General features: G+C 61.4%; 25 protein-coding genes. 13 read left to right on the plus strand and 12 right to left on the minus strand.

Annotation, left to right across the window (positions count from 1 at the left end; all coding sequences use genetic code 11):
• The first annotated feature begins 98 nt into the window (after positions 1-98).
• The 10 genes from YH62_RS22780 (at position 99) to YH62_RS22825 (ending at position 11,677) form a co-directional block, all read left to right on the plus strand.
• A complete protein-coding gene (locus YH62_RS22780; RefSeq protein WP_082118463.1) occupies positions 99-887 on the plus strand; it encodes a GntR family transcriptional regulator in 789 nt (262 codons plus the stop codon).
• A 30-nt stretch (positions 888-917) separates the two neighbouring features.
• Positions 918-2,021, plus strand: a complete 1,104-nt coding sequence (ugpC, locus tag YH62_RS22785; RefSeq protein WP_046796577.1) for a sn-glycerol-3-phosphate ABC transporter ATP-binding protein UgpC — start codon at positions 918-920, stop codon at positions 2,019-2,021.
• An 8-nt stretch (positions 2,022-2,029) separates the two neighbouring features.
• Positions 2,030-2,959, plus strand: coding sequence for a sugar ABC transporter permease (locus tag YH62_RS22790; RefSeq protein WP_046796578.1), 930 nt, complete (start codon positions 2,030-2,032; stop codon positions 2,957-2,959).
• A gap of 8 nt (positions 2,960-2,967) precedes the next feature.
• The gene (locus tag YH62_RS22795) at positions 2,968-3,849 is read left to right on the plus strand and encodes a carbohydrate ABC transporter permease (protein ID WP_046796579.1); all 882 of its coding nucleotides are present in this window, start codon (positions 2,968-2,970) and stop codon (positions 3,847-3,849) included.
• Between the two features lie 23 nt (positions 3,850-3,872).
• Positions 3,873-5,441: an extracellular solute-binding protein gene (locus YH62_RS22800; RefSeq protein WP_046796580.1), complete on the plus strand. Its 1,569-nt coding sequence runs from the start codon at positions 3,873-3,875 to the stop codon at positions 5,439-5,441.
• 74 nt (positions 5,442-5,515) lie between these two features.
• On the plus strand, positions 5,516-7,846 hold the full coding sequence (locus YH62_RS22805; protein WP_046796581.1) for an alginate lyase: 2,331 nt from the start codon (positions 5,516-5,518) through the stop codon (positions 7,844-7,846).
• 15 nt (positions 7,847-7,861) lie between these two features.
• Positions 7,862-8,611: a glucose 1-dehydrogenase gene (locus tag YH62_RS22810; protein ID WP_046796582.1), complete on the plus strand. Its 750-nt coding sequence runs from the start codon at positions 7,862-7,864 to the stop codon at positions 8,609-8,611.
• Positions 8,611-9,636, plus strand: coding sequence for a hydroxyacid dehydrogenase (locus tag YH62_RS22815; RefSeq protein WP_046796583.1), 1,026 nt, complete (start codon positions 8,611-8,613; stop codon positions 9,634-9,636). Before YH62_RS22810 ends, YH62_RS22815 begins: the two co-directional genes overlap by 1 nt.
• Positions 9,633-10,418, plus strand: coding sequence for a TIM barrel protein (locus YH62_RS22820; RefSeq protein ID WP_046796584.1), 786 nt, complete (start codon positions 9,633-9,635; stop codon positions 10,416-10,418). The genes YH62_RS22815 and YH62_RS22820 overlap by 4 nt, the downstream gene beginning before the upstream one ends.
• 14 nt (positions 10,419-10,432) lie before the next feature.
• A complete protein-coding gene (locus tag YH62_RS22825; RefSeq protein WP_046796585.1) occupies positions 10,433-11,677 on the plus strand; it encodes a glucarate dehydratase family protein in 1,245 nt (414 codons plus the stop codon).
• A gap of 71 nt (positions 11,678-11,748) precedes the next feature.
• On the opposite strand, the gene YH62_RS22830 is transcribed toward YH62_RS22825, so the two are convergent.
• From YH62_RS22830 to YH62_RS22850, 5 genes are read right to left on the minus strand one after another with little or no spacing between them, the layout of a single operon-like run.
• The gene (locus YH62_RS22830; RefSeq protein ID WP_046796586.1) at positions 11,749-12,879 is read right to left on the minus strand and encodes a substrate-binding domain-containing protein; all 1,131 of its coding nucleotides are present in this window, start codon (positions 12,877-12,879) and stop codon (positions 11,749-11,751) included.
• A 53-nt stretch (positions 12,880-12,932) separates the two neighbouring features.
• Entirely contained in the window at positions 12,933-13,913 is a 981-nt protein-coding gene (locus YH62_RS22835) for an ABC transporter permease (RefSeq protein WP_046796587.1), read from the minus strand.
• A complete protein-coding gene (locus YH62_RS22840; RefSeq protein ID WP_046796588.1) occupies positions 13,910-14,899 on the minus strand; it encodes an ABC transporter permease in 990 nt (329 codons plus the stop codon). The genes YH62_RS22835 and YH62_RS22840 overlap by 4 nt, the downstream gene beginning before the upstream one ends.
• The gene (locus YH62_RS22845; protein ID WP_046796648.1) at positions 14,896-16,413 is read right to left on the minus strand and encodes a sugar ABC transporter ATP-binding protein; all 1,518 of its coding nucleotides are present in this window, start codon (positions 16,411-16,413) and stop codon (positions 14,896-14,898) included. Before YH62_RS22845 ends, YH62_RS22840 begins: the two co-directional genes overlap by 4 nt.
• Positions 16,410-17,294, minus strand: coding sequence for a sugar phosphate isomerase/epimerase family protein (locus YH62_RS22850; RefSeq protein WP_046796589.1), 885 nt, complete (start codon positions 17,292-17,294; stop codon positions 16,410-16,412). Before YH62_RS22850 ends, YH62_RS22845 begins: the two co-directional genes overlap by 4 nt.
• A 142-nt stretch (positions 17,295-17,436) precedes the next feature.
• Here YH62_RS22850 and YH62_RS22855 point away from each other — a divergent pair, with 142 nt between their 5' ends.
• Positions 17,437-18,453 (plus strand): AraC family transcriptional regulator, encoded by a 1,017-nt coding sequence (locus YH62_RS22855; RefSeq protein WP_046796590.1) that lies wholly within the window; start codon positions 17,437-17,439, stop codon positions 18,451-18,453.
• A gap of 10 nt (positions 18,454-18,463) precedes the next feature.
• Here YH62_RS22855 and nikE read toward each other — a convergent pair whose 3' ends face one another.
• The 5 genes from nikE to nikA are packed head-to-tail and all read right to left on the minus strand — an operon-like array spanning position 18,464 to position 23,471.
• Positions 18,464-19,285, minus strand: coding sequence for a nickel import ATP-binding protein NikE (nikE, locus tag YH62_RS22860; RefSeq protein ID WP_046796591.1), 822 nt, complete (start codon positions 19,283-19,285; stop codon positions 18,464-18,466).
• Positions 19,282-20,070 (minus strand): nickel import ATP-binding protein NikD, encoded by a 789-nt coding sequence (gene nikD / locus YH62_RS22865; RefSeq protein WP_052760486.1) that lies wholly within the window; start codon positions 20,068-20,070, stop codon positions 19,282-19,284. Before nikD ends, nikE begins: the two co-directional genes overlap by 4 nt.
• Positions 20,067-20,939, minus strand: coding sequence for a nickel ABC transporter permease subunit NikC (gene nikC / locus YH62_RS22870; RefSeq protein WP_046796592.1), 873 nt, complete (start codon positions 20,937-20,939; stop codon positions 20,067-20,069). The genes nikD and nikC overlap by 4 nt, the downstream gene beginning before the upstream one ends.
• A complete protein-coding gene (nikB, locus tag YH62_RS22875) occupies positions 20,936-21,880 on the minus strand; it encodes a nickel ABC transporter permease subunit NikB (protein WP_046796593.1) in 945 nt (314 codons plus the stop codon). Before nikB ends, nikC begins: the two co-directional genes overlap by 4 nt.
• A 4-nt stretch (positions 21,881-21,884) precedes the next feature.
• Positions 21,885-23,471, minus strand: a complete 1,587-nt coding sequence (gene nikA / locus YH62_RS22880; RefSeq protein WP_046796594.1) for a nickel ABC transporter substrate-binding protein — start codon at positions 23,469-23,471, stop codon at positions 21,885-21,887.
• 171 nt (positions 23,472-23,642) lie between these two features.
• Between nikA and nikR the strand changes: the two genes are divergently transcribed.
• A complete protein-coding gene (gene nikR, locus YH62_RS22885) occupies positions 23,643-24,041 on the plus strand; it encodes a nickel-responsive transcriptional regulator NikR (RefSeq protein ID WP_046796595.1) in 399 nt (132 codons plus the stop codon).
• A gap of 24 nt (positions 24,042-24,065) precedes the next feature.
• Here the strand turns inward: nikR and YH62_RS22890 are convergent, their stop codons facing one another.
• On the minus strand, positions 24,066-24,740 hold the full coding sequence (locus YH62_RS22890; protein ID WP_046796596.1) for a GntR family transcriptional regulator: 675 nt from the start codon (positions 24,738-24,740) through the stop codon (positions 24,066-24,068).
• Positions 24,741-24,843: 103 nt separating this feature from the next.
• Positions 24,844-24,978, minus strand: a complete 135-nt coding sequence (locus YH62_RS31055) for a hypothetical protein (protein WP_280950077.1) — start codon at positions 24,976-24,978, stop codon at positions 24,844-24,846.
• Positions 24,979-25,033: 55 nt separating this feature from the next.
• On the opposite strand from YH62_RS31055, the gene YH62_RS22895 reads away from it, so the two are divergent.
• Entirely contained in the window at positions 25,034-25,801 is a 768-nt protein-coding gene (locus YH62_RS22895) for a 5-oxoprolinase subunit PxpA (protein WP_046796597.1), read from the plus strand.
• The last annotated feature ends 2 nt before the right edge of the window (positions 25,802-25,803 follow it).

Genomic DNA, 25,803 nt, shown 5'->3' on the forward strand with positions numbered 1-25,803 from the left:
GGCGGCATTTTTCCGTTTGTCGATCATCCAGTGTTGACAGGCCGGCCATTCCGTCGATATATCAAAATAGGAACTAATATCTCAGTTAAAGAACTGATATGCCTGACACGGTTGAATTCCCTTCCTTGCCACTGTCCGATCTCGTAAGTCCGGGAGAGCTGCCGTCCGGCGGCAACATGGCCAACCGCATCCATGCGCTGCTGCGCAAGCTCATCGTTGAAGTGAAGCTTCTGCCGGGGCGCGCCCTTTCGGAAAAAGAGATCGCGGCGCTGCTCGACGTCAGCAAGACACCGGTTCGCGAGGCGATCATCCGGCTGGCGGAAGAGGGGTTCGTCAAGGTGGTGCCGCAAGGCGGCACGTATATCGCCCCCATCGACGTGCAGCGCTACATGGAGGCCTGTTTCATCCGCTTCAAGCTGGAGGAGGGCGCCGTCGTCGAAGCGACCAAGCGCCATTCCCTGGAAGACATCGCGCGTTTGAAGACCTGCCTTGCCAGGCAGCGAGCCGCGGCAAAGGACGAGAAGTTCACCGACTTCTTCCTCCTGGATGAGGAATTCCATCGCACGATCTTCGCCGCAGCCCGGCTTCCCGGCGCCTGGAGCGTGGTCAATCAGGCCAAGGGCGAGATGGATCGCATGCGCCATCTCAAGCGCGTCTTTGCGGTTCGCCGTACCGAAAAGGTGATCGAGGAGCACGAGAACATCGTGAGCGCCATCGAGACTGGCGACATCGAGAAGGCGCGCGAGGCGGTGGTCCGTCATCTCGGATCGCTCGAATCCAAGATCGCCGAATTGTCCAAGAACCCGAAGATTTGGGCCTATATCGAGCAGATCAATACGCGCGTCGCCAAGAAGCGTGTTGCGAGAGGTCCCAAGACGACCGCCTGAACATCCAAGGCTTTTGAGGAGGGGCCTTTCATGTCCGCAGTCCAGATCAACGACGTCATCAAACGGTACGGCGCCTTCGAGGTCGTCCATGGCATCAGCCTGGCGATCGAGCCCGAGGAGTTCGTCGTGCTCGTCGGACCCTCTGGCTGCGGCAAGTCCACGACGCTGCGCATGGTGGCTGGCCTGGAGGATATTTCGGAAGGCACGATCTCGATCGGCGGCCGCGAGGTCAACAAGGTCGCGCCGAAGGATCGCGACGTCGCGATGGTGTTCCAGAATTACGCGCTCTATCCCCATCTCAGCGTCGCGGAGAACATCGCTTTCGGGCTGCGCGTGAGGCGGGAGCGCCGCGAGGTGATCAATCAGGCGGTTTCGGAAGCCGCGCAGATCCTGGGGCTCACCGAATACCTCTCGCGCAAGCCCGCCGATCTTTCGGGAGGCCAGCGCCAGCGCGTTGCCATGGGGCGGGCGATCGTGCGCAAGCCGAAGGTCTTCCTCTTCGACGAGCCGCTTTCCAACCTCGATGCCAAGCTGCGCACCTATATGCGCGCGGAGATCAAGCAGCTTCACCGGCGGATGAAGGCCACCAGCATCTATGTGACGCATGATCAGGTGGAGGCGATGACGCTTGCCGATCGCATCGTCATCATGAACGGCGGCAATATCGAGCAGGTCGGATCGCCGATGGAGGTCTTTCTGGAGCCCGCGAACACCTTTGTCGCGAGCTTTATCGGGTCGCCTCCGATGAACCTGCTCGATGCGTTGATCGCCAAGCGGAATGGTGAGGTCAGAGCTGTGCTTGCCGGCGAGGGTGGACAAAGCCTTGCCGTCCCCGACAGTTTCGCGCGTTCAGCGGCGGATGGGCAACCCGTCAAGCTCGGGATCCGCCCAGAAATCATGTCGGTCAGGACGGACAATGCCCGCGATGTTCTGGAATGCGCGATCGAACTGGTGGAGCCGCTTGGCGCAGAAGCCCTACTGCATGGCAAGACGGACGGGCAGTCCTTCATCGCCAAGGAAGAAACCCTCTATTCCAATCACGAGCTGAATGCCGTTTCCCGGCTGGGCGTCGATAGTAGCCGCATCCACATCTTCGATGCCGCGACCGGCCGCACTCTCAAGGCTGAAGTGTGAGAACCGGCATGAAACAATCGTTTCGCAACACGCTACATTCATTTGCGGAAGACTTTCGGCTGGACTGGCAGCTCTACCTGTTGCTGGCGCCAATGGTCATCTGGTTCGTGCTGTTTCTCTACAAGCCCATGTACGGGCTTTTGATCGCCTTCAAGGATTTTTCGATCTTCCGGGGCATCGAGCGCAGTCCATGGGTGGGCTTTGCCCATTTCGAGGTTCTGTTCCAGAACGACATGTTCATCAGGGCCTTCTGGAATACGATCGCCATCAGTGGGCTGGGGCTGATCTTCGCATTCCCGATACCGATCATCCTGGCTCTGATGTTCAATGAGGTGCAGAACGCCGTCGCGAAGCGCTGGGCGCAGACGATCGTCTATCTGCCGCATTTCATCTCGGTGGTGATCGTCGCGGGCATCGTCATCAATTTCCTTTCGCCCTCCACGGGCGTGGTCAATCTGCTTTTGACCAGCCTGGGTTTCGAACCAATCTATTTTCTGACCAGGCCCGAATGGTTCCGGCCCGTCTTCATCGGCTCGTCCGTATGGAAGGAAGCGGGTTTCGAATCGATCGTCTATCTCGCGGCGATCGCAGGGGTCAGCCCGACGCTTTATGAATCGGCCCGCGTGGACGGCGCCTCGCGCTGGCAGATGATGTGGCGCATCACGCTGCCCTGCATTCTCCCGACGATCATCATCATGCTGATCATCCGCATCGGCAATCTGGTCGAAGTCGGCTTCGAATACATCATCCTGCTCTACCGCCCGCCGACCTACGAGACGGCCGATGTCGTCTCGACCTTCATCTATCGGACCGGCCTGCAGGGAACCCAGTATGATCTGGCGACCGCCGCCGGGCTGTTCAACGCGGTCATCGCCTTCGCCCTTGTCTATTCGGCAAATCGCATCAGCCGAAGACTTTCTTCAACGTCGCTCTGGTGAGGTCCGGGATGAGCAGTTTCAATCTCTATTCCCGCGGCGACAAGATCTTTGGCTGGATCAACGCCATTCTGCTTGGGCTCTTTGTCCTGTCGACGCTCTACCCGTTCATCTACATCCTTTCGGCGTCGCTCTCGTCTGGCGCTGCCGTCACCTCGGGCCGGGTCACGCTTTGGCCGGTGGACATGACGCTTGCGGCTTACGACCGCGTGCTCTCGGACCGGATGTTCTGGGTGGCCTACGGCAATACGTTCATCTACACCTTCGGCGGCACGCTGATGAGCCTGGCGATCATGATCCCGGGCGCCTATGCGCTTTCGCGCAAACGCCTGCGCGGCCGCACCTTCCTCAATATGGCGATCGCCTTCACGCTCTGGTTCAACGCGGGGATGATCCCGTTCTTCCTCAATATGCGGGATCTTGGGCTTCTCGATAGCCGGTTCGGCATCATCATCGGTTTCGCGGCCAATGCGTTCAACGTGATCCTGCTGCGCAACTTCTTCGAGGCGGTCCCGAAATCGTTCGAGGAAGCCGCCAAGATGGACGGCGCAAGCGAGCTCCAGCTTCTGTGGAAGGTGTTCATCCCTCTTTCCAAGCCCGCGATCGTGACCGTGGCGCTGCTTTGCGTCGTCTCGCGCTGGAACGGCTACTTCTGGGCCATGGTGCTCCTGCGCGGCGAGGAGAAGATACCTCTGCAGGTCTATCTGAAGCGCGTGATCGTCGATCTGAACTCCAACGACGAATTCGCCTCGAGCCTGCTGACAGCCCGATATTCCTTCGAGACGGTGACCTCAGCCATCATGGTCGCCTCCATCATTCCCGTCCTCATCATCTATCCCTACGCGCAGAGGTACTTCACCAAGGGGATTCTGCTGGGCGGGGTCAAAGAGTAATGCCACTAAGGGAGGAGAAACCTATGAGTGCATTGCATAAGGGAGCATCCGTTCTAGCGCTGATCGCGGCGATGATAACGGCGTCGCCGGGCCTGGCTCAGGAAACCACGAAGATCGTCGACGATCCGCTGGAATTGACGATCCATTTCCACTTCCGCGACAAATACGTCTATTCGGAAAAATGGCCGGTCGAACAGAAGGCGGCCGAACTCACCAACATCCATGTCCGAAATGTCGCGTCGCTGGCGACCACCAGCAGTCGCGACGCCTTCAATCTGCTCATCGCTTCGGGCGATCTCCCCGATATCGTCGGCGGGGACGCCTCCGGCGGGCTGAAGGAGGACTTCATCCGATACGGCCTGGAGGGTGCGTTCATTCCTCTGGACGACCTGATCGAGGAGCATGCGCCGCATCTCAAGGCCTTCTTCGACAGCCATCCGGATATCCGCCGGGCGATCTCGGGACCGGACGGCAAACTTTACTTCATTCCTTATGTGCCTGACGGGAAGTTCTCGCGAGGCTGGTTCATCCGCCAGGATTGGCTGGACAAGCTCGGTCTCAAGCAGCCCGAGACGCCCGAAGAGGTCCATGAGGTCCTCAAAGCCTTCCGGGATAAGGACCCGAACGGCAACGGCGTCAAGGACGAGGTTCCGTATTTCGCCCGTGAGGAGGTCGATGCGATCCGGCTGATCAATCTCTGGGATGCCCGCGTTTCGGGATCGGAACGCTATGGCGATTTCGCGGTCTATGACGGCCAGCTTCGTCATCCCTGGGCCGAGGAAAACTACAAGACGGGCATTTCCCATGTCGCCCAGTGGTACAAGGAAGGCCTGATCGACAAGGAGATATTCACCCGTGGCGCCCGCGCCCGCGAATATCTGCTCGGCAACAACCTCGGCGGCATGACGCATGACTGGTTCGCCAGCACCTCCACCTACAACGATGCGCTGACCGGCAAGATCGACGGATTTGCGCTTCGGCCGATGCTGCCGCCCAAGACGGTGAGCGGGCAAAGGTTCGAGGACGCCCGCCGTCTGCAGGTGCAACCTGCCGGTTGGGCGATTACCGCCACCAACGAGCACCCAGTCGAAACCATCAAATATTTCGACTTCTGGTTCTCTGAGCAGGGCCGCATCCTGTCGAACTTCGGGGTGGAGGGACTGACCTATGAAATGGTCGACGGAAAGCCGCACTTCACGAAGGAGGTCCTGGGCAACAAGGATCCCGTCAATGCCCAGCTCTGGGCGGTGGGTGCGCAGGTCCCGCGCGGGTTCTGGATGACGTATGAATATGAGCGCCAATGGACCAACAAGATCGCGCTTGAGGGCATTGACCTGTACGAGGAGTGCAACTGCCTCAAGGACGAGTTCCTTGGCGTGTCGCTGAACGCCGACGAAAAGGCCGTTTTTGACCGCTACTGGCCGAGCATTCTCACCTACATGACCGAGATGCAGCAGACCTGGGTCCTCGGCGCCCAGGACGTCGACACCGGCTGGGATGCTTACAAGAAACGCCTCGGCGAACTCGGCTATGACAAGGTCATTGCCGTCATGCAGTCGGCCTACGAGCGTCAGTACGAAGCTGCCCGCTAGGCAGCCGCCTTATCTGGATGGCGGCGCCACCGTCGCCATCCAGCCCCATATTTCCATAGGGAGTTCGAGCCGCGATGCGTCACTCTGCGCCGGCCATTGCCAAGCAAGCCCATCTCGATGAACCGCGGGCCGGTTCGTTGACCATAGATTATATGCCGAGCGAGCAGAGGCAGCCGCGCGAGAACCCGCCGCGCTTCTCCTGGCTTCCGGATATCGACGACGGCGCGCGTTATGTGGTCCGTATCTCGAACGATCCCGATTTTGCAGATGGGGGGACGCGGAGCTACGAGGACCTCGCCTGGAATTTCTTCACGCCGGAGGAGGTGCTTCCAGCCGGCCGTTATTACTGGTCCTATGCGCTCTGGGACCCTGCGACGTGCGGCTGTGCTTCGAACTGGAGCGCCACGCGCAGTTTCGAGATCACCGATGGCCTGCCGCAAACGCCGCTTCCCGATCGCAAGGCACGTCATGCCGCGGGCGGCACGGCTCACCCTCGGCTCTGGCTCGATCCGGACAAGCTCAAGGCCTTCGCCGTGGCGGTCGAGCACGACCCGCACCATTGCGGCTGGTCGGATTTCTATTCCAAATCGGTCGAGCCCTGGATCAACCGCCCGATTATCCCCGAACCTCAACCCTACCCAAACAATATACGGATCGCCACACTCTGGCGGCAGATGTACATCGATTGTCAGGAGGTCATCTACGCCATCCGGCATCTTGCGATCGGTGGCAAGGTCCTGGGCAGGGACGACCTCCTGGATACCGCGCGCGCCTGGCTGCTGGCCGTTGCCGGCTGGGACCCGCAAGGTGCCACATCCCGTGGCTATAACGATGAAGCTGCCTTCCGTATCGTGGTGGCGCTGGCCTGGGGTTATGACTGGCTTTACGACCACCTGAGCGAAGAGGAGCGGACAACGGTTCGCACCGCACTTTTGCGACGCACGCGCGATGTTGCCGAGCATGTCATTGCGCACGCCCGCATCCATGTTTTCCCCTATGACAGCCATGCGGTGCGGTCGCTGTCGGCGGTTCTGACGCCAGCCTGCATCGCGCTTCAGGGCGAAAGCGAGGAGGCGACGGAGTGGCTCGATTACACTGTTGAATTCCTGGCGACGCTCTACTCGCCATGGGCCGGAACGGATGGCGGATGGGCGGAAGGTCCGCATTACTGGATGACCGGCATGGCCTATTTCATCGAGGCCGCCAATCTCATCCGCTCCCATACGGGGGTCGATCTCTATCGGCGACCCTTCTTCCAGAACACCGGAAGCTTTCCGCTCTACACCAAGGCACCGGGCACCCGGCGCGCGGGCTTCGGCGATGATTCCACGCTTGGCGATCTTCCGGGTCTGAAAGCCGGCTATAACGTGCGCCAGTTCGCAGGCGTGACCGGCAACGGTCACTATCAATGGTATTACGAGCGCATCAAGGCCGACGCCGCCGGCACGGAAATGGCGTTTTATAACTATGGCTGGTGGGACCTGAACTTCGATGATCTGGTCTACCGCCACGACTTTCCGCAGGTTGCCGCAGCATCGCCGGAGGATCTGCCGGCGGTCGCCTGCTTTGATGACATCGGCTGGGTGGCAGTGCAGAAGCACATGCACGACCCCGATCGGCACCTGCAGTTCGTCTTCAAGTCCAGTCCCTATGGCTCGATCAGTCACAGCCACGGGGATCAGAATGCCTTCCTGCTCTATGCCTATGGCGAGGATCTTGCCATCCAGTCCGGCTATTACATCGCTTTCGGCTCCGGCATGCACCGGGATTGGCGTCGGCAGACGCGATCGAAAAACGCGGTGCTGATCGGTGGCAAGGGCCAGTATGCGGAGAAGGACAAGGCGCTTGCCCGCCGTGCTGCTGGCAAGATCGTCGAGGTCGAGGAAAAGCCGCAGCATTTGCGCATTCTGGGCGACGCGACGGCGGCCTATCAGGTCGCCAATCCGCTGGTTCAGAAGGCTCAACGGGAAATCCATTTCGTCAACGAGGCCTATTTCGTCATCGTCGACCAGGTGGAGTGCAGCGAACCGCAAGACCTTCAATGGCTCTGCCATACCATCGGTGCGCCGCAAGTGGGCCGCTCGAGTTTCCGCTACCACGGGCAGAAGGCCGGGTTCTACGGTCAGTTCGTGTTTTCCTCAGCCGGCGCGCCGCAGATCGCCGCTATCGAAGGCTTTCCGGGCATCGATCCGGCGGAGCTGGAGGGGCTGGAGCTGCACCACCATGTCAACGCCACGGTTCCGGCGGCGGCGAGCCACACGCTGGTGACCCTCCTGGTTCCCTATGATTTGAAGGAGCCGAGGCGCATCTTCAGCTTCATCGACGATCAGGGTTTTTCCACCGACATCTATTTCACCGATGTCGATGACCAGCGCTTCAAGCTGACGCTCCCCAAGAAGTTCTAATCAAAGAGGTTTGTGATGAAACGTTTCGCCAACAAGACCGTCATTGTCGCCGGTGCCGGTCGCGATATCGGCCGCGCCTGCGCGCTGCGCTTTGCCGAGGAGGGTGCCAATGTCGTGCTTACCTATAATGGCGCCGAAGAAGGTGCTCGCAGTGCTGCCCGTAAAATAGAAGAGCTCGGCCGGAAAGCGATTGCGGTGCGCGCGGACCTGACGCGCAAGGAGGATGCCGAGCGGGTTATCTCGACGGCTGCCGAAAGCTTTGGCGACATCCATGCGCTGGTCCACGTCGCCGGTGGCTTGGTAGCACGCAAGACCATGGCGGAGATGGACGAGACATTCTGGCGGCAGGTCATGGACGTCAATCTCACTTCGCTCTTCCTCATGTCCAAGGCGGTGCTCCCGAAGCTTGCAAAGGGCGGCGCGATCGTCACCTTCTCATCGCAGGCGGGAAGGGATGGCGGCGGGCCGGGGGCAGTGGCCTATGCGACATCGAAGGGTGCGGTGATGACCTTCACACGGGCGCTTGCCAAGGAGGCTGGGCCCGCCATTCGGGTCAATGCGGTCTGCCCGGGCATGATCGCCACGACCTTCCATGACACTTTCACCAAGCCCGAAGTGCGCGAGCGGGTCGCCGCCGCCGCATTGATGAAGCGTGAAGGGACCAGCGAAGACGTCGCCGCTCTCGTCGCTTTCCTTGCGTCCGACGATGCCGCCTATATCACCGGCGCCTGCTACGACATCAATGGCGGCGTTCTGTTTTCCTGATGCCAGAAAAACCGAAACTGCTCATCTCCATGCGGCCGGAATTGCCCGAAGGCTTCTTCGGGCCGCGCGAATGGGCGAGACTCCATGCGGTGGCGGACGTGATCCCCGGCCATCCCCATATCGATGTGGATACGCCCGCCGGCGCCGCGGCACTTGGCGAAGCCGACATCCTGCTCGGCGCCTGGGGAGCGTCGTCGCTGACAAGGGAGCGCCTGACACGCGCACCACACCTCAAGATGGTGGCCTATGCCGCCGGGTCGATACGCCCGATACTTCCCCCGGAATTCTGGGAAAGCTCCGATATCCTGGTGACCACGGCGGCGCCTGCCATGGCGGTTCCGGTTGCGCAATTCACCTTCGCCGCGATCATCATGTGCGGCAAGGACGTCTTTCGTCTGCGCGACGAGCATCGCGCAGAGCGTGGCACCGGCGGGTACGGCAGCAGGCGGGGACGCGGGCTTGCTCATATCGGGAACCATGGTCGGCGGATCGGCATTGTCGGCGCTTCGCGGATCGGCAGGGCGGTCATCGATATGCTGGTGCGGTCGAATTTCGAAGTGGGTGTTTACGATCCCTTCCTGGAGGCGGAAGAGGCGCGCCTGCTCGGTGCTGAAAAGATGGAGCTGCACGAACTGCTCGCCTGGTCCGACACCGTCTCGCTGCATGCTCCCATCCTGCCCGAAACCCGCCACATGATCGGCGCGCGCGAGCTTGCGCTGATGGCCGATCATGCGGTTCTGATCAACACGGCGCGGGGCTGGCTCGTCGATCATGAAGCTCTTCTGGCTGAGGCCCGTTCGGGGCGCCTGCGCATCCTGATCGATACACCGGAACCGGAGCCGTTGCCGCCGGACAGTCCTTTCTACGATCTTCCCAATGTCGTGCTCACGCCGCATATCGCCGGCGCCATGGGCAATGAATTGCGTGCCCTTTCCGATCTGGCGATCACGGAGATCGAGCGGTTCGTGGGCGGGGAGCCTCCCTTGTTTCCCGTCCGCAAGCACGACCTGGAGCGCATGGCATGACGGCGTTGAACCACTGCTTTTCGACACTCGGCTGTTCGCAGTTCAGCATGCGGGAGGTTGCCGATCTGGCGCAACGCCACGGGGTTGGCTCGGTCGAGCTGCGTGGATTGTCGGGCTCGCTCGATCTGCCCACGGTTCTGGCGGCGGAGTTCGAAAGTCCGGTCGGGTTCGCAAAGTTTCTTTCCGACCGTGGCCTGCGCGTGGTTGCCCTCAATACCTCGATCCGCCTCTTCGAAGGTGGCTGCAAGCTTTCCGCGATCGAACCTTATCTGCCCTGGGCGGAAGCGGCTGGTGCCGTGCATCTGCGTATCTTCGACGGCGGGGATCGGCTGAGCGAAGCGGACTTCGCCCTTGCTATTGCCGACCTAGACGCCTGGCAAGAACACCGCCGCTCGCGGGGCTTGAAGGCGGAGCTGATGATCGAGACCCATAACGCATTGGCGGATGTGGAGCAACTGGTGGAATTCATAGGCCGGGTGCCGTCCTCGCGGATCTTGTGGGATACGCACCATACCTGGGCGAAAGGTGCGGATGTGGTGTCCACCTGGAACCATATTGCTCAAAACGTGGTCCATCTTCACGTCAAGGACAGCGCGATCGGCCCTGATGAAAGGCGCCATTACGTCGAGCCGGGAAAGGGAACGTTTCCGATGGCTGTTCTGAAGCCTCTGCTGCTGGCCGATAACCGGAGCCTTCCGGTCAGCCTCGAATGGGAGCGTCATTGGCATCGAGAATTGCCACCGCTCGAAGATGCGCTGGTTGCCGCGCGATCCTGGTGGTGAGAGGGGAGCTTTGAATGCGCATTGCCGATATCCGCCTGACGCCTGTAGCCATACCGGACAAGCCGCTGCTGAACTGCAAGGGCGTTCACCAGCCTTACGCATTACGCACTGTGATCGAGGTGATCTGCGATGACGGCACGGTCGGGCTTGGCGAAAGCTATGGAAGCATAAAGGCGCTGGACGGATTGAGGCGCGCAGCGCCTTCGCTGATAGGACTTGATCCGTTCCATCTGCACGCGCTGAAATCCCGCGTGGCCGCCGCCTTGCCGGAGGGTGGCGGCATCAACGCCAAGAGCGCGGTCGCCGACCATAAGCTCACGGATGTAGTGGCATCGGCCTTTGAGGTTCCATGTCTGGACATCCAGGGCAAGATGCTCGGCAGGCCCGTGGCGGACCTGCTCGGCGGGGCGGTGCGAAAGACTGTGCCGTTCAGCGCCTATCTGTTCTTCAAGCTCGCAGCCCATATTGGCGAGACGGCGGACGAATGGGGAGAGGTGCTCACTCCGGACCAGATGGTAGGAGAAGCGCGCAGGATGGTCGTTGCCCATGGCTTCAAGTCCTTGAAGCTCAAAGGCGGCGTGCTTCACCCCGATCTTGAAATCGAAACCATGTTCAAGCTCAGGGAGGCGTTCCCCCATCATCCGCTCAGGATCGATCCGAACGGCGGCTGGACCGTCGAGACCGCCATTTATATTGCCCGCAAGCTTGAGGGCATTCTGGAATATCTCGAAGATCCGGTCATCGGCATGGATGCCATGGCCGAAGTTGCCGCGGCGACTTCAATTCCGCTCGCAACCAACATGATCGTGCTCGAATTCGACCAGATCGCCGAAGCCTATCGCAAGCGCGCGGTGAAGATCGTGCTTTCCGATCATCATTATTGGGGCGGGCTGCGTGCGTCCACGCATCTCGGCAAGGTCTGCGACGTGCTGGACATGGGCGTTTCCATGCACTCCAATTCGCATCTCGGCATAACCTTGGCCGCGATGGTTCACGTCGCGTCAGCCACCCCCAATCTCGGCTATGATTGCGACACGCACTATCCCTGGACAGGGACCGATGTGATCGACGAGCATTTCGCATTTCGCGACGGCGCACTGGCCGTGCCCGATGGACCGGGGCTTGGCGTGACCCTGGATCGGACAAAACTTGGCGAACTGGCTGCCCTCTACGAAGCCGCAGGCGTCAGGGAGCGTGATGATACGGCCTATATGAAGCAATTCGACCCAGGCTACGAGCGTCGCGTACCGCGCTGGTAGGGGTGAAGCGGTTCACGAAAGACCGGCCGAGTGCCGGCCGATCTTTCATGCTTCCAACAGAGCGCCGCGGATTATTTCTTGCCGCCCCAGCGCTCCGGGTAGCCCGGCAGTTCCTGGCAGCCGCACAGGCTGTAATGCAGCGGGGGCATGCGCTCGTCGACAAATTCGGCCAGCACGTCCTCGGTGATCGCCGGCTGCGGAAGCACCCATTCGGGGCCGGGTACCTGCTTTCCGTCGAGAACATCAAGCGCGGCGATGATCGCCGTCCGCCACTGGTAGGTGGGGTAGGAGGGGCCGACTGCCGTCAGCTTTTCCGACTGCCACTTGCGCAGGAAATCCTGCTGATCCTCGCCGCTGATGACGGGGTAGGGCAATCCCGCGTCTTCGAAAGCCTCGAGTGCTGCGGTTGCCGTGTCGCCCGCATCCATCCAGATCGCTTCGATCTTCTCGCCGCGATTGATATAGTCTTCCACGATCGATTTGGTCTTGGCCCGATCGCTGCCGGTGAACTCCGACCCGATCACATTGATGCCGGCTTCGTCGAAGATGGTCTTGGCCGCCGAATAGCGGGTTTCGAGCACGTCGACACCGGGCATGATGCGCAAGGCGAGCACATTGTCGCCCTTCGCAAGCTTACTTGCGATGAACTCGCCCGAGGTGATGCCGAAGCCGTATCCGCCGACCGGGTGGATATAGGTGACGGGGCACTGGGTGTTGACCCCGCGATCGAAGACGATGACCGGAAGCTTGCCGCAGGCGGCCTCGACCGCGGGCGTCAGGGCAGCCGTCGTGTTGGGAGATACGATCAGAGCATCGCACCTGCCGCCGCTGACGAGCGCCTCGATATCCGAGATTTGCTTTTCGTCTTTGCCCTCCGCATCGACAACCACCAGTTCCTTGATACGATCCTTGTGCAGCTCCGCTTCGGCATTGAGGTTGTTCAGGCCAACCACGCGCCAGGGGTTGAATACGCCGGCATTGGAAAAGCAAAGTGTGACGGGTCCGTCTTTCTTGTATTTGGCCGTGTCGACCATGCCGTCGCCAAGGTGCTGGGCCCAGGGCTTTCCTTCCGGCCCTTGTGGCTTCATCGAAAGCTGCTCCCGCTGCTTCTTGAATTCCGCGGGATCATTGAAATTTTGAGCAAGGGCCTCGCCGGTGCAGGCCAGTGCGACGCTCGCTGCCAGAATTATCTTCAGTTTCATTCTCTCCTCCTCCAGAAAGCCGGGAATCCGGCATTAGACATTGGGCCGACTACTCAGATCCGGCGGCGATTGCGCCACATGGTGGCGCCGACCGCCACGATCAGGATCGCTCCTTGAATGCTGTCTCTGAGGGCCTGCGGCAGGCCCATGAGATTGAGCAGGGTAAAAAGGGCAAAGAGGCTGAGCGCGCCGAACACGGCGCTCCAGATCGAACCGCGTCCGCCGAGAAGCTGGGCGCCACCGACGACGCAGGCCGCGATCGCCTGAAGTTCCAGCCCCTCGCCGGCGTTGACGGATACGCCGGAAAAGCCGCCGAGCAGGATGCCGGTGGTGACCGCGGAGATCGACGAAACCACGAATGCGATGATGCGGGTGGCGGCAACCGGCGTGCCGGCCAGTTCGGCGGCTCGCGGATTGTCGCCGACCGCCAGCGCGCGTTTGCCGTAGACCGTGCCGTTTAGTCCCCACCAGGCGATCGCCACGAAGCCGCAAAGAACGACCACGGCAAGTGGCAGTGACCCGATGAGCCAGACGTCGCGCCAGACCAGGCGCCCGAAATTGCGGAAGTTTTCCGGCAGGTCCCCTCGCGCAGCGCCGCCTGACCAGGCGAGCGCCAGGCCGTTGACGAGCAACATGGTGCCGAGCGTGGCAATGATCGAGGGCACCTTCAGGAAGGCAACCACCAATCCGTTGACGAGGCCGACGGCAATACCCATGAGATAGAGCGTGCCGAGGACAGCCCAGGTAGCGTCGGGATCGCCATTGATCAGGATCGATGCGGCCAATACGGCGAGTGTCGCGACCGCACCGACCGAGAGATCAAAGCCGCCGGTCAGGATCACGTAAAGTTGCCCGCAAGCAAGAATGAGGAGGGGGGCCGCCCGCCTTAGGAAGTTCATGAACAGGCCGGGTTCCAGGTAGTTGGGCTGTACGACGGCGATGGCCGCGTAAAGCACGACAAAAATCACCAGACCTGCATTGAGCGCGAGCTTTGGCGAAGGACGGAGGGGAGCAACCTGCGGGATTGGCGTCATGCGACATGCCCCTTGTAGCGAACCGCATGGATGGCGACGGCGGCGATGACGATCCCCCCGCGCAGGACCTGTTTCAGGAAGGCATCGATGCCGAGCATGTTGAAGCTTGCGTCCAGGCTTGCGAAGAGCAGGACGCCCGCCAGCGTTCCGGCCACACCACCCTTGCCGCCTGCGAGGATCGTCCCGCCTATGACCGTGACGGCAATCGATTCGAGGTCATAGATGCCGTCCCGGCCGATCCAGGGCGTGCCGGATTGAAGGCGTGCGGCGAGATAGAGGCCGGCGGCTCCTGCAAACAGGCTGGCGATCACATGGGCGGCAAGCACGAGACGCTCGGTATGGATTCCCGCAAGCCTTGCTCCGTCCGGATTGCCGCCGACCGCGTAAATCCGCGCGCCGAAGAGTGTTTTGTTCAGGATGAAGGCGGCGGCAAGCGCAAGCAGTGCCAAGAGCAGGACGGAGTAGGGGATGCCGAGCATCCCGCCATAGGCGAGCACCTGAAACTGGCGCGCCACGGCACCTTGGAGATCGGCGAAGGATGCTGCGAGCACGCCCTGAATGATGAGCCCGGTTCCGAGTGTCGCGATCAGCGGATTAATGCCGCCATAGGCAACGAGGGCGCCGTTGACCAGTCCGACGGCGAGGCACAGGCCAAGACAGGCGATAATGGCTGGCAGGATCATCGCCGGATCGCCCTGCATGAGAAGCGATGCCAGCACGGCAACAGCACTGATGAGCGCGGCGACCGAAAGGTCGATCGATCCGACGAGTATGACGAAGGTCTGGCCGATCGCGACGAGGCCGAGCGCCACCATGCGCTGGAGCAGGCCGACGATGCCCTGCAGGCTCAGTTGCGCGGACTCGCCGGTCGCGAGCGCGATGACGACGAAAAAGCCGGCAGAGAGAATGGCGAGCACCGCCGCGATGGGCAGGCCTTTCCTGTGGTTGAAAGAGGCAGGTTCCATGGAGATCGCATTGCTGCTCATGCGAATGCCTCCCTCGGTTCCTGTTGCGCAATTCCGAGTGAAAGTCGCATGACTTCCTCTTCGCTGGCGCCGCGCGGCAATTCGCCGGCGATGCGGCCCTGATGCATGACGAGGATGCGGTCGGCGATGCCTATGAGTTCGGGCATGTCCGACGAGACGACGACGATGCCGCGGCCGGCATCCGCAAAGGCTCTCATGGTTTGGTAGATCGCGGCCTTCGCAGCGATGTCGATGCCGCGCGTCGGCTCCACGAAAACGAGGACATCCGAGGCCTGCGCAAGCCAGCGGACGATGATCGCCTTTTGCTGATTGCCTCCCGAAAGAGTTCCGATTTCCTGACCGAAATCGGCTGCTCGCACGTCCATGTCGCGCAGCTCGCTATCGATCGCGGCTGGCGAAAGAGCCGCCCTTTGGGGGCGGGCGAAGAATCCGGCCATGGAGCGCAAGGTGAGAAGCGCATTGTCGCGTACGGATTGGCGAAGGGCGAGAGCGTCCCGCTTGCGATCGCCGGGAAGGTAACCGATGCCGGCCGCGGTGGCCTGCCGAGGCGACCGGATCGACACCGGTTTGCCGTTGACGCGCATCACCCCTGCCGAAAGCGGTTCGTCGCCCACCAGCGCCTGTGCAAGGTGGGCCTTGCCGGAATCCTCAAGGCCTGCCACGCCGACGATCTCGCCCGCCCGCACGTCGAAGCTGATATCGCGCAGGGCGGCGTTCGCGCCGCCTTCAACGCTGAGAAGTACCTTGCCGGGTCCAGAGGACGGCCGCTTCGGGTAAAAATCCTTGAGGTCGCGTCCCACCATGGCGCGTATGATTTCGGGGACCGGCGCCGCGTGCCGTGCCCGCGTCCAGATTTTCTGCCCATCCTTGAGGACTGTCACCCGATCGGCAACCGCCATGACTTCGGGCATGCGATGGGAGATATAGACGATGGCGACGCCTTCCTCCCTTAAGCCGCGGATCAGCGACAGGAGGTTTTGGGCATCGCGCTCGTCGAGCGCCGCCGTCGGCTCATCCATGACGAGGATGCCGGCGTCGAGCAGCAGCGCCTTGGCGATCTCCACGAGCTGCTGCATGGCAATCGAGAGCGTGGAGACCTGCCCCTCAGGATCGATATCCGCCCCGACCCGCCTCAGCAGTTCTGCGGCCCGCTTATTCATCTGTCTTCTATCCAGCAGGCCGAAGCGGGCGAGTTCACGCCCCATGAAGATGTTTTCTGCAACCGTGCGATAGGGCAGCAGGCTGAGCTCCTGGTGGATGATGGAAATGCCGGCGTCAGCCGCCTGCCGGGGATGGGTGAGGTGTACCAGCCGGCCATTGAGGCGGATCTCACCGGCATCGGGGCGGTAGCTGCCGCCGAGGATCTTCATCAGCGTGGATTTTCCGGCCCCGTTTTCACCGCAAATGGCATGGACTTCACCGGTCCGGCAGTCGAAATCCACGCAATCGAGGGCACGGACCCCGGGAAAGGTCTTGCTGATGCCGGCCATATGCAGCGCGGGAATGATAGTCATGCCGGTGCACTCGCGGTTCGTGCGGCAAGCCTTTCGCCCGCGGCCGCCCATTCATGCCGGATATAGGCGATGCTTTCGGCAAAAAGGCCGTCGAGGTCATCGAAAAGGTCACGCCAGACCCTGGTGGCGCCCGCGAGTTCAGGCAGTGCCCGTCCGAAGGATTCCACCGTCAGCCATCCGTCATAGCCGCAGCGCCGCAAGGCATCGAAATGGTCCGGGAAGGGAATATGCCCAGAGCCGGGAGTACCGCGGTCGTTTTCCGATACATGGTAGTGATTGATCTCGCGGTGATGGCGTTCGTAGGTGACCGGCGGGTCCTTTTCCTCGATATTGGCGTGGAACGTATCGAACATATAGCCATAGTTCGGATGATCGACTTTGCGGTAGATGGCCGACGCTTCGGCGATCGTCGACATCATGTAGCATTCGAAGCGGTTGACCGCTTCGGCCGAAATCCGGATGCCGGCAGGCTCGGCATAGTCGGCGAGCGCGCGCATGGCTTCCACGCACCATTCCACTTCGCTGGGTGTGGGGCCGAAACCGGTGAAGACGCCGACCGGTGAGTGCACTGGCCCAGCTATGATCTCACCGCCCATGGCATGGGTGCAGTCGACGATCCAGCGGTGGTGATCGCGGGCTTTTGCCCGCACCCGCGGATCGGGGCTTACCGGATTTGCCTTAGGCGTTGCGACAGCAGCTGCGCCGGCTGAGAGGCCGATATCGCGAAGGAGCCTGCCGATGCTCCTGTAGTGCTCGGGCGTTCCGGAAAAGACGGGCACTTCCACTGCATCATATCCGAGCGCCTTCAGCCTTTCGAGCTGGCGGGCATGATTGGTGTTTATCTCCGCGCCGATGACGAGCAGATTGAATGCGACCTTCACGAATTCCTCCCGTGCGGTGCGGCGGAGATATTCCGATCACTGTCCGCGACGGAGACTAGAATGGCAGACTTGACTCGTTCGTGCTTGCGGCGGAGAACAGTGGTAAATTTCTTAAATCGTTTTGTGTTGGGAGGCGCAGGGCATGAACAAGCACATCGTAGTACCTCAGTCGAATTGTCGCCCGTCGGTGTTTCGTCAGCCGGGCTCGGCCATGTATGCGGACAATTGCAGGGAGCTTCAGGCGGCAGCCAAGCGCGGCGAGGTCGAGCTGCATGCCTGGACGCGCGGCAACTACCCCGGAATTTCGCTTGGCGAGCGCCTGCCGGGCATTCGGACCGTCGGTTTCTGGGATGCGCGGCAGAACCAGTCCTGGGGTCTTGGGCGACATTGCAACGAGGGATTCAAGATCGCCTACCTAGCGCGAGGAAGCCTTGAACTGGTGGTCGACGACAAGAATTACGCGCTTCGCCAGGGGCAGTTCATCATCATCCGTCCCTGGCAGCTCCATTCCATTGGAAACCCTAATGTCGGCCCCAGCCGGCTGCTCTGGATCATCCTCGATGCGGGATTGCGGCGGCCAAGCGAGGCGCCGGATTGGCCCGAATGGCTTGTCTTCTCCAAGGACGAGGCCGACAGGCTCGGTGATGTCCTGAGGCAGAACAATCAGCCCGTCTGGGATGGCGGCGCCGAGCTTTGCCGCGCCTTCGAGGCTATTCCGGCGATCCTGCTTGATCGCAGCCCCCAGGAGGGCGAAACGCGCCTGAAGGTCGCGATAAATTCGTTGATGTTGAGCCTGATCGACCGCATGAGGGAACAGGCTCCGGAACTCGATCCGGACCTTTCGACGTCACAGCATACGGTAGCGATCTTTCTTCGCCGTCTTGCCCATGCTCTCGATGAGGACTGGACGCTTGACGGAATGGCGGAAGAATGCGGTCTTTCACGCACGCGCTTTGCCGACTACTGCAAGAAGCTGACCAACATGACGCCGCGCCAGTATCTGCAGCATCTGCGTCTGGAGCAGGCGTCCCGCCTGCTGCAGGCGGCTCAAGAGACCAGCGTGACGGAAATCGCGTTCACATGCGGCTTCAATTCGAGCCAGTATTTTTCGAACGCTTTCAAAAAGAGGTTTGGTTACGCGCCCACATCGCTACGTTAAGGGTGAGAGTTTATTCGAGCGGGAGTGAAGCTCTTCCACGAAGCTGCCGTACGGCCGGCATTGGAGGCAATACGGCATCCCTTAGAAGCCGCGAAGCCGGATGCCGCATGTCCTCAAGGGCAGCGGTTGGAAGTTCCTCGACGATCCGGCCTTCGTCCATGACAAGGCAGCGGGACGCGAAACGCCTCGCCAGCCTCAGATCATGGGTGACGAACAGATATGCCGTACCGTTGTCGCGCTGAAGCTTCGCGAGAAGGGCAAGCGCGGATGCCTGGAGATGGGTATCCAGATTGGACAGCGCCTCGTCAAGGATGACCAGCTTTGGGTTCACCGCCAGCGCTCGCGCGAGGCAGACGCGCTGCAACTGGCCGCCGCTGACCTGCGAAGGCAGCATGTCGGCGATATTTGCCGGCAGTTCTGCCATTTCCAGCACTTCCCGCACGCGCGCCTCGCGCCCGGTTTGGTCGAGTGCGGTCAGATGCCTCAGCGGCTCGCAGATGATGGCCCGAACGGTAAAGCGCCCATTCACGGCTCCCGGCGAGTCCTGAAATACGAGCTGGACATTGCGCCGGAACCCCTGGGTTTCCCGGCGGCGCAAAGCATTGATGGATCGGCCGCGATAAAGCACCTTACCCGAGCTCGGCTGCTCCAGGCCGACGAGCAGCCGCGCGAGCGTACTCTTGCCGCAACCGCTGCGTCCGAGGAGGGCAACGGTCTCGCCCTCTTTGATGGCGAAGGAGATGTTTTCGAGAACCTGTTTGCGGATGCCACGCCCAAGGAGCGAGTGGGTCTGGTAGGTCTTGCCGATATCGACGGCGCTGATCAGGCTCATGCTTCCAATTCCATGCCGTAAAGGGAAAGATGCGCCCGCACCAGCATGCGGGTGACGTGGTGGCGAGGAGCCTGGAATATGTCCATGACAGGGGCCTGCTCCACGACCCGCCCCTGATCCAGCACCGCGACCTCATCGGCGAGCCTTGCGACCACACCCATGTCGTGGGTGACCAGCAAAACGCCGAGGTTTCGCTCTTCCACCAGCCGGTCCAGCAATTCCAGAACACGAAGCTGGACGACGAGATCGAGATCGGTCGTCGGTTCGTCGGCGAAGAGAAACGGCGCCTCGCTCAGCAAGGCGAGCGCGATCATCATCCGCTGCAGCATTCCGCCGCTCATCTCGAACGCGTGCAGACCGAGAACGTGTTTTACGTCGTCGAGGCCGACCGCGACCATGCTGACTTCGATGCGATCTGCGGCATCGGATCCAAACCGTCCGAGCGCCTTCAGCGTCTCGACGGCGTGATCGCGCATTGTCCGCACGGGATTGAACGCGCTGCGGGGGTTCTGCATGATCGTGGCGACGTGGCGACCGCGAAGTGTCGCAGCCTCCCGCGCCATGCCGTCGACAGTGACCCGCCCGGACGCAAGATTGACGCCCGGAGGCAAGACGCCGAGCGCGGCCGAACAGGTCATGGATTTTCCCGAGCCGCTCGCGCCGACGAGCGCTGATATCCGCCCGCGGCGGATGGTCAGGGATAGGCCGTCCACGAGCATGCGCGGCTCGCTGCCGACGAGCGTTGCGACGCTCAGGTTTTCTATGGAAAGGGTTTCTCCGATCAATGGCCGTGCTCCGCCTTGAGGTGCGGATCGAGGCGGTCGCGCAGGGCGTCGCCAAGGATGTTGAAGGCGGTGACGCTGACGAACAGGGCGAGGCCCGGCCAGAGGATCAGCAGTGGCGCCGTCCAGACGAACTGGCGGGCGTCGCTGATCATCACGCCCCATTCGGCTGTCGGCGGTGCGATCCCGAGGCCGAGGAAGGAAAGTCCCGACACGTGCAGCATGATATGGCCGATATCGAGTGTCGCCAGCACGACCAGTTGGGAAAAGGTCGCCGGCAGAAGATGTTCAATGAAGGTCCGGACCGGGCCCGCGCCGCTCAATCTGGCGGCAAGGAGGAATTCGCGGTGGCGAAGCGAAAGCACGATGCAGCGAACGATGCGCGCATACCAGGCCCAGTGGGACAGGGCGATCGCCACGATGACGTTGACCAGGCCGGTGCCGAGCACGCCGATCATGAACAGCGCCAGAACCAGCGTCGGGAAGGTCAGGAAGACATCGGCGACACGCATGATGAACCGGTCGGCCCGACCGCCGGCAAACCCCGCTATTCCGCCGATGACGATCCCCAGCGTCAGGATGAGTCCGAGCGTGACCGCCACTGATCCGAGGGAAACCCGCACCCCGGCGATGAGACGGGAAAGGATATCGCGCCCGAGGTGATCGGTGCCGAACCAGTGATCGGAGCCCGGAGGCTGAAGCCGGCGCGCCAGTTCCATCTGGTCGGGATGATAAGGAGAGATCCAAGGACCGGCCACGGCCGCAACGGCAAGCAGGAGCAAGACGAGGCAGGCAAGCCGAACCGGCCAGCGGCGCGGCAGGTGAAATCCCGTTTCCTGAGATTTGGCGATCGGCTGAACCGCATCCGTCACGCCGCGTCCTCCCCCGCCAGGCGGATTCTCGGGTCTGCCCACGCATAAACAATATCCACGATCAGGTTGCAGATGACGAAGATCGTCACCATCGCCAGCGTGAAGCACTGGATGACGGGATAATCTCTGTTCATGATCGCCGAGACGGCATAGCGGCCGACGCCCGGCCAGCCGAATATGCTTTCGATGACGAGCGTTCCGCCGATCAGTTCGCCGACATGCATGCCCATTGCAGTGATGATCGGCAGCCACGCATTGCGCAAGATATGCGCCCGTTCGATCCTGTTCTCGGACAATCCCCTCAGGCGGGCGTAACGCACATGCCTCTGCCCGGCCGCTTCCAGCATGCTCGCCCGCAAGAGGCGCGCATTGATCGACAGGGACATGAAGGAGATCGCCACTACCGGCATGACGAGATGCGCCAGACCGCCACGGCCCATCGGTGGCAACCAGCCGAGATGCACCGAAAAGACAAGAACGAGCAGGAAGCCGAGCCAGAAATTCGGCATTGAGACGCCGACGAATGCGACCAGTCGGACGACCTGATCCGGCCAACCCTCGCGGTGGCGGGCCGCCCACATGCCCATGGGAATGGAGAGCGCCAAAGTCAAAGCAAGTGCTGAGCCCGCAAGCTGCAGCGTCGCCGGAAGGTAATGGATGAGATCCGGGAGAACCGGCCTCTGGGTGGCGTAGGACGTCCCGAAATCGAGCGTCAGCGCCTTGCCCAGCCAATCGAGATATTGGCTTACAATGGGCAGGTCGAGCCCGAGCATCCGGCGCGCGGTTTCGAGAGCTTCCTGTGTCGGGGGCACTTTCGACAGTCTCAGATAATCCATTGCCGGGTCGCTCGGCCCGAGCCTGAGCATCAGGAAGATGACGATCGAGGCTGCAAGCAGCATGGGGACGAGGAGGAGCAGTCGGCGGACGATGAAGGCAAGCATGGGGTCAGTCCGCCTTCGGTTCGAAGAGTTCGAACGGGATCTCGCTGGACGTCGCTGCGAACGGGATCTTCCCAAGCTTCTTCCTGGCGACGGCGATCGCGCTCACATGGGTGAGGGGCAGGTAGACCGCTTCTTCGTGAAGGCGCGTCAGAATATCCCTGTAGAGTTCCCGGCGAACCGTTTCGTCGGTCGAGATCAGGACCTTGCCGATTTTTTCGTCGATTTCAGCCTTGTCCAGCAGGCCCAGTTGCGCCTGATAATCCGCATGGGAGGGAACGCGCATCGAGCTGACGAAGGCATGGGGATCATAGGGTGCGCCCCACGTCCTGTTGAAGATCAGTCCGAAGCGGCCGTCGCGCTGGCGGGCGTAGATGCTGCTCTCCTCCTCGCCGACAAGGCGCACGTCGATGCCGACTTCGCTGAGATCAGCCTGGATGATCTCGGCCATGGATTTGCTGACGGCATCCGTGCCGGTGAAGCACAATTCGACCGTGAGCGGCTCACCGTTCTTCTCGCGGGTGCCTTTGCCGGTTTTCGCCAGCCATCCGGCGTCATCGAGGAGCCGGGCCGCCAATGCCGGGTCATGGACATAAGGTTGAAGGCGGATATCCGCATAGGGAACGTTGCCGGCGAAGAGGGTATCGGCCCGCTTTTGCGTTCCGTGGAGCACGGTCGCGATCATCATGTCCTTGTCGACGGCGTGATTGATAGCCTTGCGAACGGCGAGATCCCGCGTCGGGCCGCGATTGGTGTTGATCGCAAGCAGGCGCGTTTCCAGCGGTTCCGACAATTCCGCCGAATACGTCCCCATCTGGCGGAATCGTTCGAACGTATCGGGTGAAATCGGGCCGTCCACGCCGTAGATGAGGTCGATCTCGCCGGTCTCGAATGCGATGGCGCGGGTATTCGGGTCGGGGACGACCTTCACCGTCACCTGGTCGTAAGCGGGCTTGTTGCCCCAGTAGCTGTCGTTGCGTTCGAAGACGTCCCGCTCTCCGAGCGAGGTTTCCGTTAGCTTCCAGGGGCCGGTGCCGATCGGCTCGACGATCCCGTCCGCCGTCCCCCCGTTCTTGAACTGCGACGGAGCGATGAAGCGGAAGGGACGCGGCAGGGCCAATTCCTGCAGCAGCGGGTAATAGGCATGCTTGAGTGTCAGTTTCAGGCGATGGGGATCCACCACCTCGGCGGAAACGATCTGGTTCGCCAATTCCAGCCAGCCATGGCGGGCGCGGGTTGCCAGCACCGCATCGATATTGGCTTTGGCCGCGGCCGCGGCGAATACCTCACCGTTGGAGAAGCGGACGTCTTCCCGAAGCTCGAATATGTATGTCTTCCCGTCGCCCGAGACATCCCATAATGTAGCAAGCCATGGCCGGATGGTTCCGTCTGCCTGGTATCGCACCAGCGGCTCGTAGACCATGGCCTGCGCGAACATCTGGTTGGGGGAGTAGAGGTGCGGGTTGAGCGGCCCGACATTCACCGGCCACGAGAAATTCAGTTTCTGTCCGGAGAAAGCATCGGACGCCGACAGGGCAGGTGACAGCACCAGCACGAGCGTCAGCACCAGCCGTTGCAGCTTATTCTTCCACATGAAAATGCTCTTTGACGAACAGCGAACGGGTATGTGATTTTTGAGAAAACATCATACTTGCATATCGTCAATCCGCACATACGCCATATGCCGTAAATCGTCTGGACAAAGGCCAGAGAGCAGGCCAGAACCGTCGGATCACGTTAGGTTTTCTGTCTGGAAGGATTGGCTGTGCAGCGGATTACGATCACCATCGATGACGACCTCATGGCCGAACTGGACAGGATGATTGAAGCCAGAGGCTACCAGAACCGCTCCGAGGCGCTCAGGGATCTCGCGCGCGCCGGTTTGCAACAGGCCTCGCTCGAGGAAGGCCGAATGGAAAGCTGCGTCGGGGTCTTGAGCTATACCTACGACCATCATGCCCGGGATCTTGCCAGGCGGCTGACCAATACTTTCCACGATCATCACGACCTTTCGGTCGCGAGCATGCATGTCCATCTCGATCAGCAGCGCTGCCTTGAAGTCAGCGTTCTCAAGGGCAAGACGGACGAGGTTCGCCACTTCGCCGATCATGTGAGGGCGGAACGGCACGTGACCCACGGGTCGCTTGCGCTCTTGCCGCTGTAGCGGCACGGCCTTTGCCGCCCCGCTTCACCTCTCGGCGATCCGCGCATAGGCGCCGAGGATGAAGCGCTCGGCCCGCAGGAGATAGGCTTCCAGCATCTCCGTCGCGACGGCCGGCCTGCCGTTCTCCAGTTCGGTGAGGATTGTCAGATTCTGATCGATGAACGGACCATGGAGGAATTCCGGGTCCTGAAGCAGGCCGAAGACGAGCCTCAGCTCCAGCGAGATCTGTGCATAGAAGCTTGAAAGCCGGGGGCTGTCGGCCAGTTCGACGACGGCGGCGTGAAAGGCGATGTCGGCGCTGCCGACGCCGAGCCAGTCACGGGCCTCCCGGCAGTGATGGGCGGTCTCGACCGCGGCGCGCATATTACGCGCTCCCGGATGACGGGGATGCGCCTGCGCCATTGCCGAACATTCGATAAAGCGCCGTACCCGGTAGATGTCGATGATCGTCGACATGCTGGGGGTCGAAACAAACACGCCTCGGTTGGCTTCGTAGCGCAGCAGGCCTTCCTTGGTGAGCAGCCGGAAGACTTCGCGCAACGTGTTGCGCGATACCTGCAGTTCCTCGCTCAGTGTCAATTCGGAAAGATGGCTGCCCGGCGTCAGCATGCCGGAAATGACCTGCTCGCGAATGCGGGCCGCGACTGTCTCGGCCAGGGTCTGAACCGGCTCAGGTCCGCGCGCGCCCGCGACCTCCAATTGGCGGGAGGGTTTCGTCTCGTCTCGCTGTGGTCTGCGTACGGCCAAGCCCGATTCCCCTTCCTCTGATAAGGTCTTACCGCCTCCGGTAAAGTGCTTTGCGTCAGGCAACAAGCGAAATGCCGCCATGAAACGGCGGGGGACGAGTTAATTCGTGCTGATGTCCATTCATGCCCATTTTCGATGCACGTGACGTTTTGTCGAGCAATGCAGCTTGATTGTTCAACACTATAGACATGATTGTTCTCCTTTGATAGCGTTTCAAGACCTTTTGGGAGAATGGTCCTATTTTCATGCTTACGATCGACCTCAACAGCGATTTGGGTGAAAGCTTCGGCGCCTGGAAGATGGGCGACGATGGCGCCATGCTCGATGTGGTGAGCAGCGCTAATATCGCCTGCGGCTTTCATGCCGGCGATCCCGCTGGCATTCTGAACACCCTCAAGGCGGCGGCCGAGCGCGGCGTGGCGGTTGGAGCTCATGTCGGTTATCGCGATCTTGCAGGCTTCGGGCGCCGTAATATGGACCCGACCAGCGAAGAGCTGATCGGCGACGTGATCTATCAGATCGGCGCGCTTACGGGATTGGCGCAGGCCGCTGGCACGCGCGTCACCTATGTGAAACCGCATGGCGCGCTCTACAACACGATCGCGCTCGATCCGCGCCAGGCCGGCGATGTGATTGCCGCGATCCTTGCTGTCAATCCCGACCTGATGCTGGTCGCGCTTGCCGGCTCGCCGCTCATCGCAAAGGCACGCGCCGCCGGGCTTGCGGTCGTCGCCGAAGCCTTCGCGGACCGCGCCTATACGGCTGAGGGCAATCTGGTGTCGCGCCGGGAAAAGGGCGCCGTTCTGCATGATCCCGAACTCGTGGCCCAGCGCATGGTGCGCATGGTCAGGGAGGGCGTTGTGGAATCCATCGACGGCAAACTGGCCAAGATCGACGCGCAGACGATCTGCGTCCACGGCGACAATCCGGAAGCGGTCGCCATTGCGCGTCGCCTGCGGGCCGTGCTCGAAGAATCCGGCCTTGTCATTCGGTCTTTTGCGAGTGGGATCTGAAC

The organism is Rhizobium sp. LC145 (assembly GCF_001005825.1).
Classification (GTDB): domain Bacteria; phylum Pseudomonadota; class Alphaproteobacteria; order Rhizobiales; family Rhizobiaceae; genus Neorhizobium.

What these genes read in the sequence shown, in the direction of transcription:
- nikB (WP_046796593.1), bottom strand. Translation starts at nt 21,880, where the DNA reads ATGCTTGCCTTCATCGTCCGCCGACTGCTCCTCCTCGTCCCCATGCTG.
- YH62_RS22820 (WP_046796584.1), top strand. Translation starts at nt 9,633, where the DNA reads ATGACGGCGTTGAACCACTGCTTTTCGACACTCGGCTGTTCGCAGTTC.
- YH62_RS22895 (WP_046796597.1), top strand. Translation starts at nt 25,034, where the DNA reads ATGCTTACGATCGACCTCAACAGCGATTTGGGTGAAAGCTTCGGCGCC.
- YH62_RS22780 (WP_082118463.1), top strand. Translation starts at nt 99, where the DNA reads ATGCCTGACACGGTTGAATTCCCTTCCTTGCCACTGTCCGATCTCGTA.
- YH62_RS22835 (WP_046796587.1), bottom strand. Translation starts at nt 13,913, where the DNA reads ATGACGCCAATCCCGCAGGTTGCTCCCCTCCGTCCTTCGCCAAAGCTC.
- YH62_RS22825 (WP_046796585.1), top strand. Translation starts at nt 10,433, where the DNA reads ATGCGCATTGCCGATATCCGCCTGACGCCTGTAGCCATACCGGACAAG.
- YH62_RS22805 (WP_046796581.1), top strand. Translation starts at nt 5,516, where the DNA reads ATGCGTCACTCTGCGCCGGCCATTGCCAAGCAAGCCCATCTCGATGAA.
- YH62_RS22845 (WP_046796648.1), bottom strand. Translation starts at nt 16,413, where the DNA reads ATGACTATCATTCCCGCGCTGCATATGGCCGGCATCAGCAAGACCTTT.
- YH62_RS22855 (WP_046796590.1), top strand. Translation starts at nt 17,437, where the DNA reads ATGAACAAGCACATCGTAGTACCTCAGTCGAATTGTCGCCCGTCGGTG.
- YH62_RS22810 (WP_046796582.1), top strand. Translation starts at nt 7,862, where the DNA reads ATGAAACGTTTCGCCAACAAGACCGTCATTGTCGCCGGTGCCGGTCGC.
- YH62_RS22840 (WP_046796588.1), bottom strand. Translation starts at nt 14,899, where the DNA reads ATGAGCAGCAATGCGATCTCCATGGAACCTGCCTCTTTCAACCACAGG.
- ugpC (WP_046796577.1), top strand. Translation starts at nt 918, where the DNA reads ATGTCCGCAGTCCAGATCAACGACGTCATCAAACGGTACGGCGCCTTC.
- YH62_RS22815 (WP_046796583.1), top strand. Translation starts at nt 8,611, where the DNA reads ATGCCAGAAAAACCGAAACTGCTCATCTCCATGCGGCCGGAATTGCCC.
- YH62_RS31055 (WP_280950077.1), bottom strand. Translation starts at nt 24,978, where the DNA reads ATGTCTATAGTGTTGAACAATCAAGCTGCATTGCTCGACAAAACGTCA.
- YH62_RS22830 (WP_046796586.1), bottom strand. Translation starts at nt 12,879, where the DNA reads ATGAAACTGAAGATAATTCTGGCAGCGAGCGTCGCACTGGCCTGCACC.
- YH62_RS22795 (WP_046796579.1), top strand. Translation starts at nt 2,968, where the DNA reads ATGAGCAGTTTCAATCTCTATTCCCGCGGCGACAAGATCTTTGGCTGG.
- nikE (WP_046796591.1), bottom strand. Translation starts at nt 19,285, where the DNA reads ATGAGCCTGATCAGCGCCGTCGATATCGGCAAGACCTACCAGACCCAC.
- YH62_RS22800 (WP_046796580.1), top strand. Translation starts at nt 3,873, where the DNA reads ATGAGTGCATTGCATAAGGGAGCATCCGTTCTAGCGCTGATCGCGGCG.
- YH62_RS22790 (WP_046796578.1), top strand. Translation starts at nt 2,030, where the DNA reads ATGAAACAATCGTTTCGCAACACGCTACATTCATTTGCGGAAGACTTT.
- nikA (WP_046796594.1), bottom strand. Translation starts at nt 23,471, where the DNA reads ATGTGGAAGAATAAGCTGCAACGGCTGGTGCTGACGCTCGTGCTGGTG.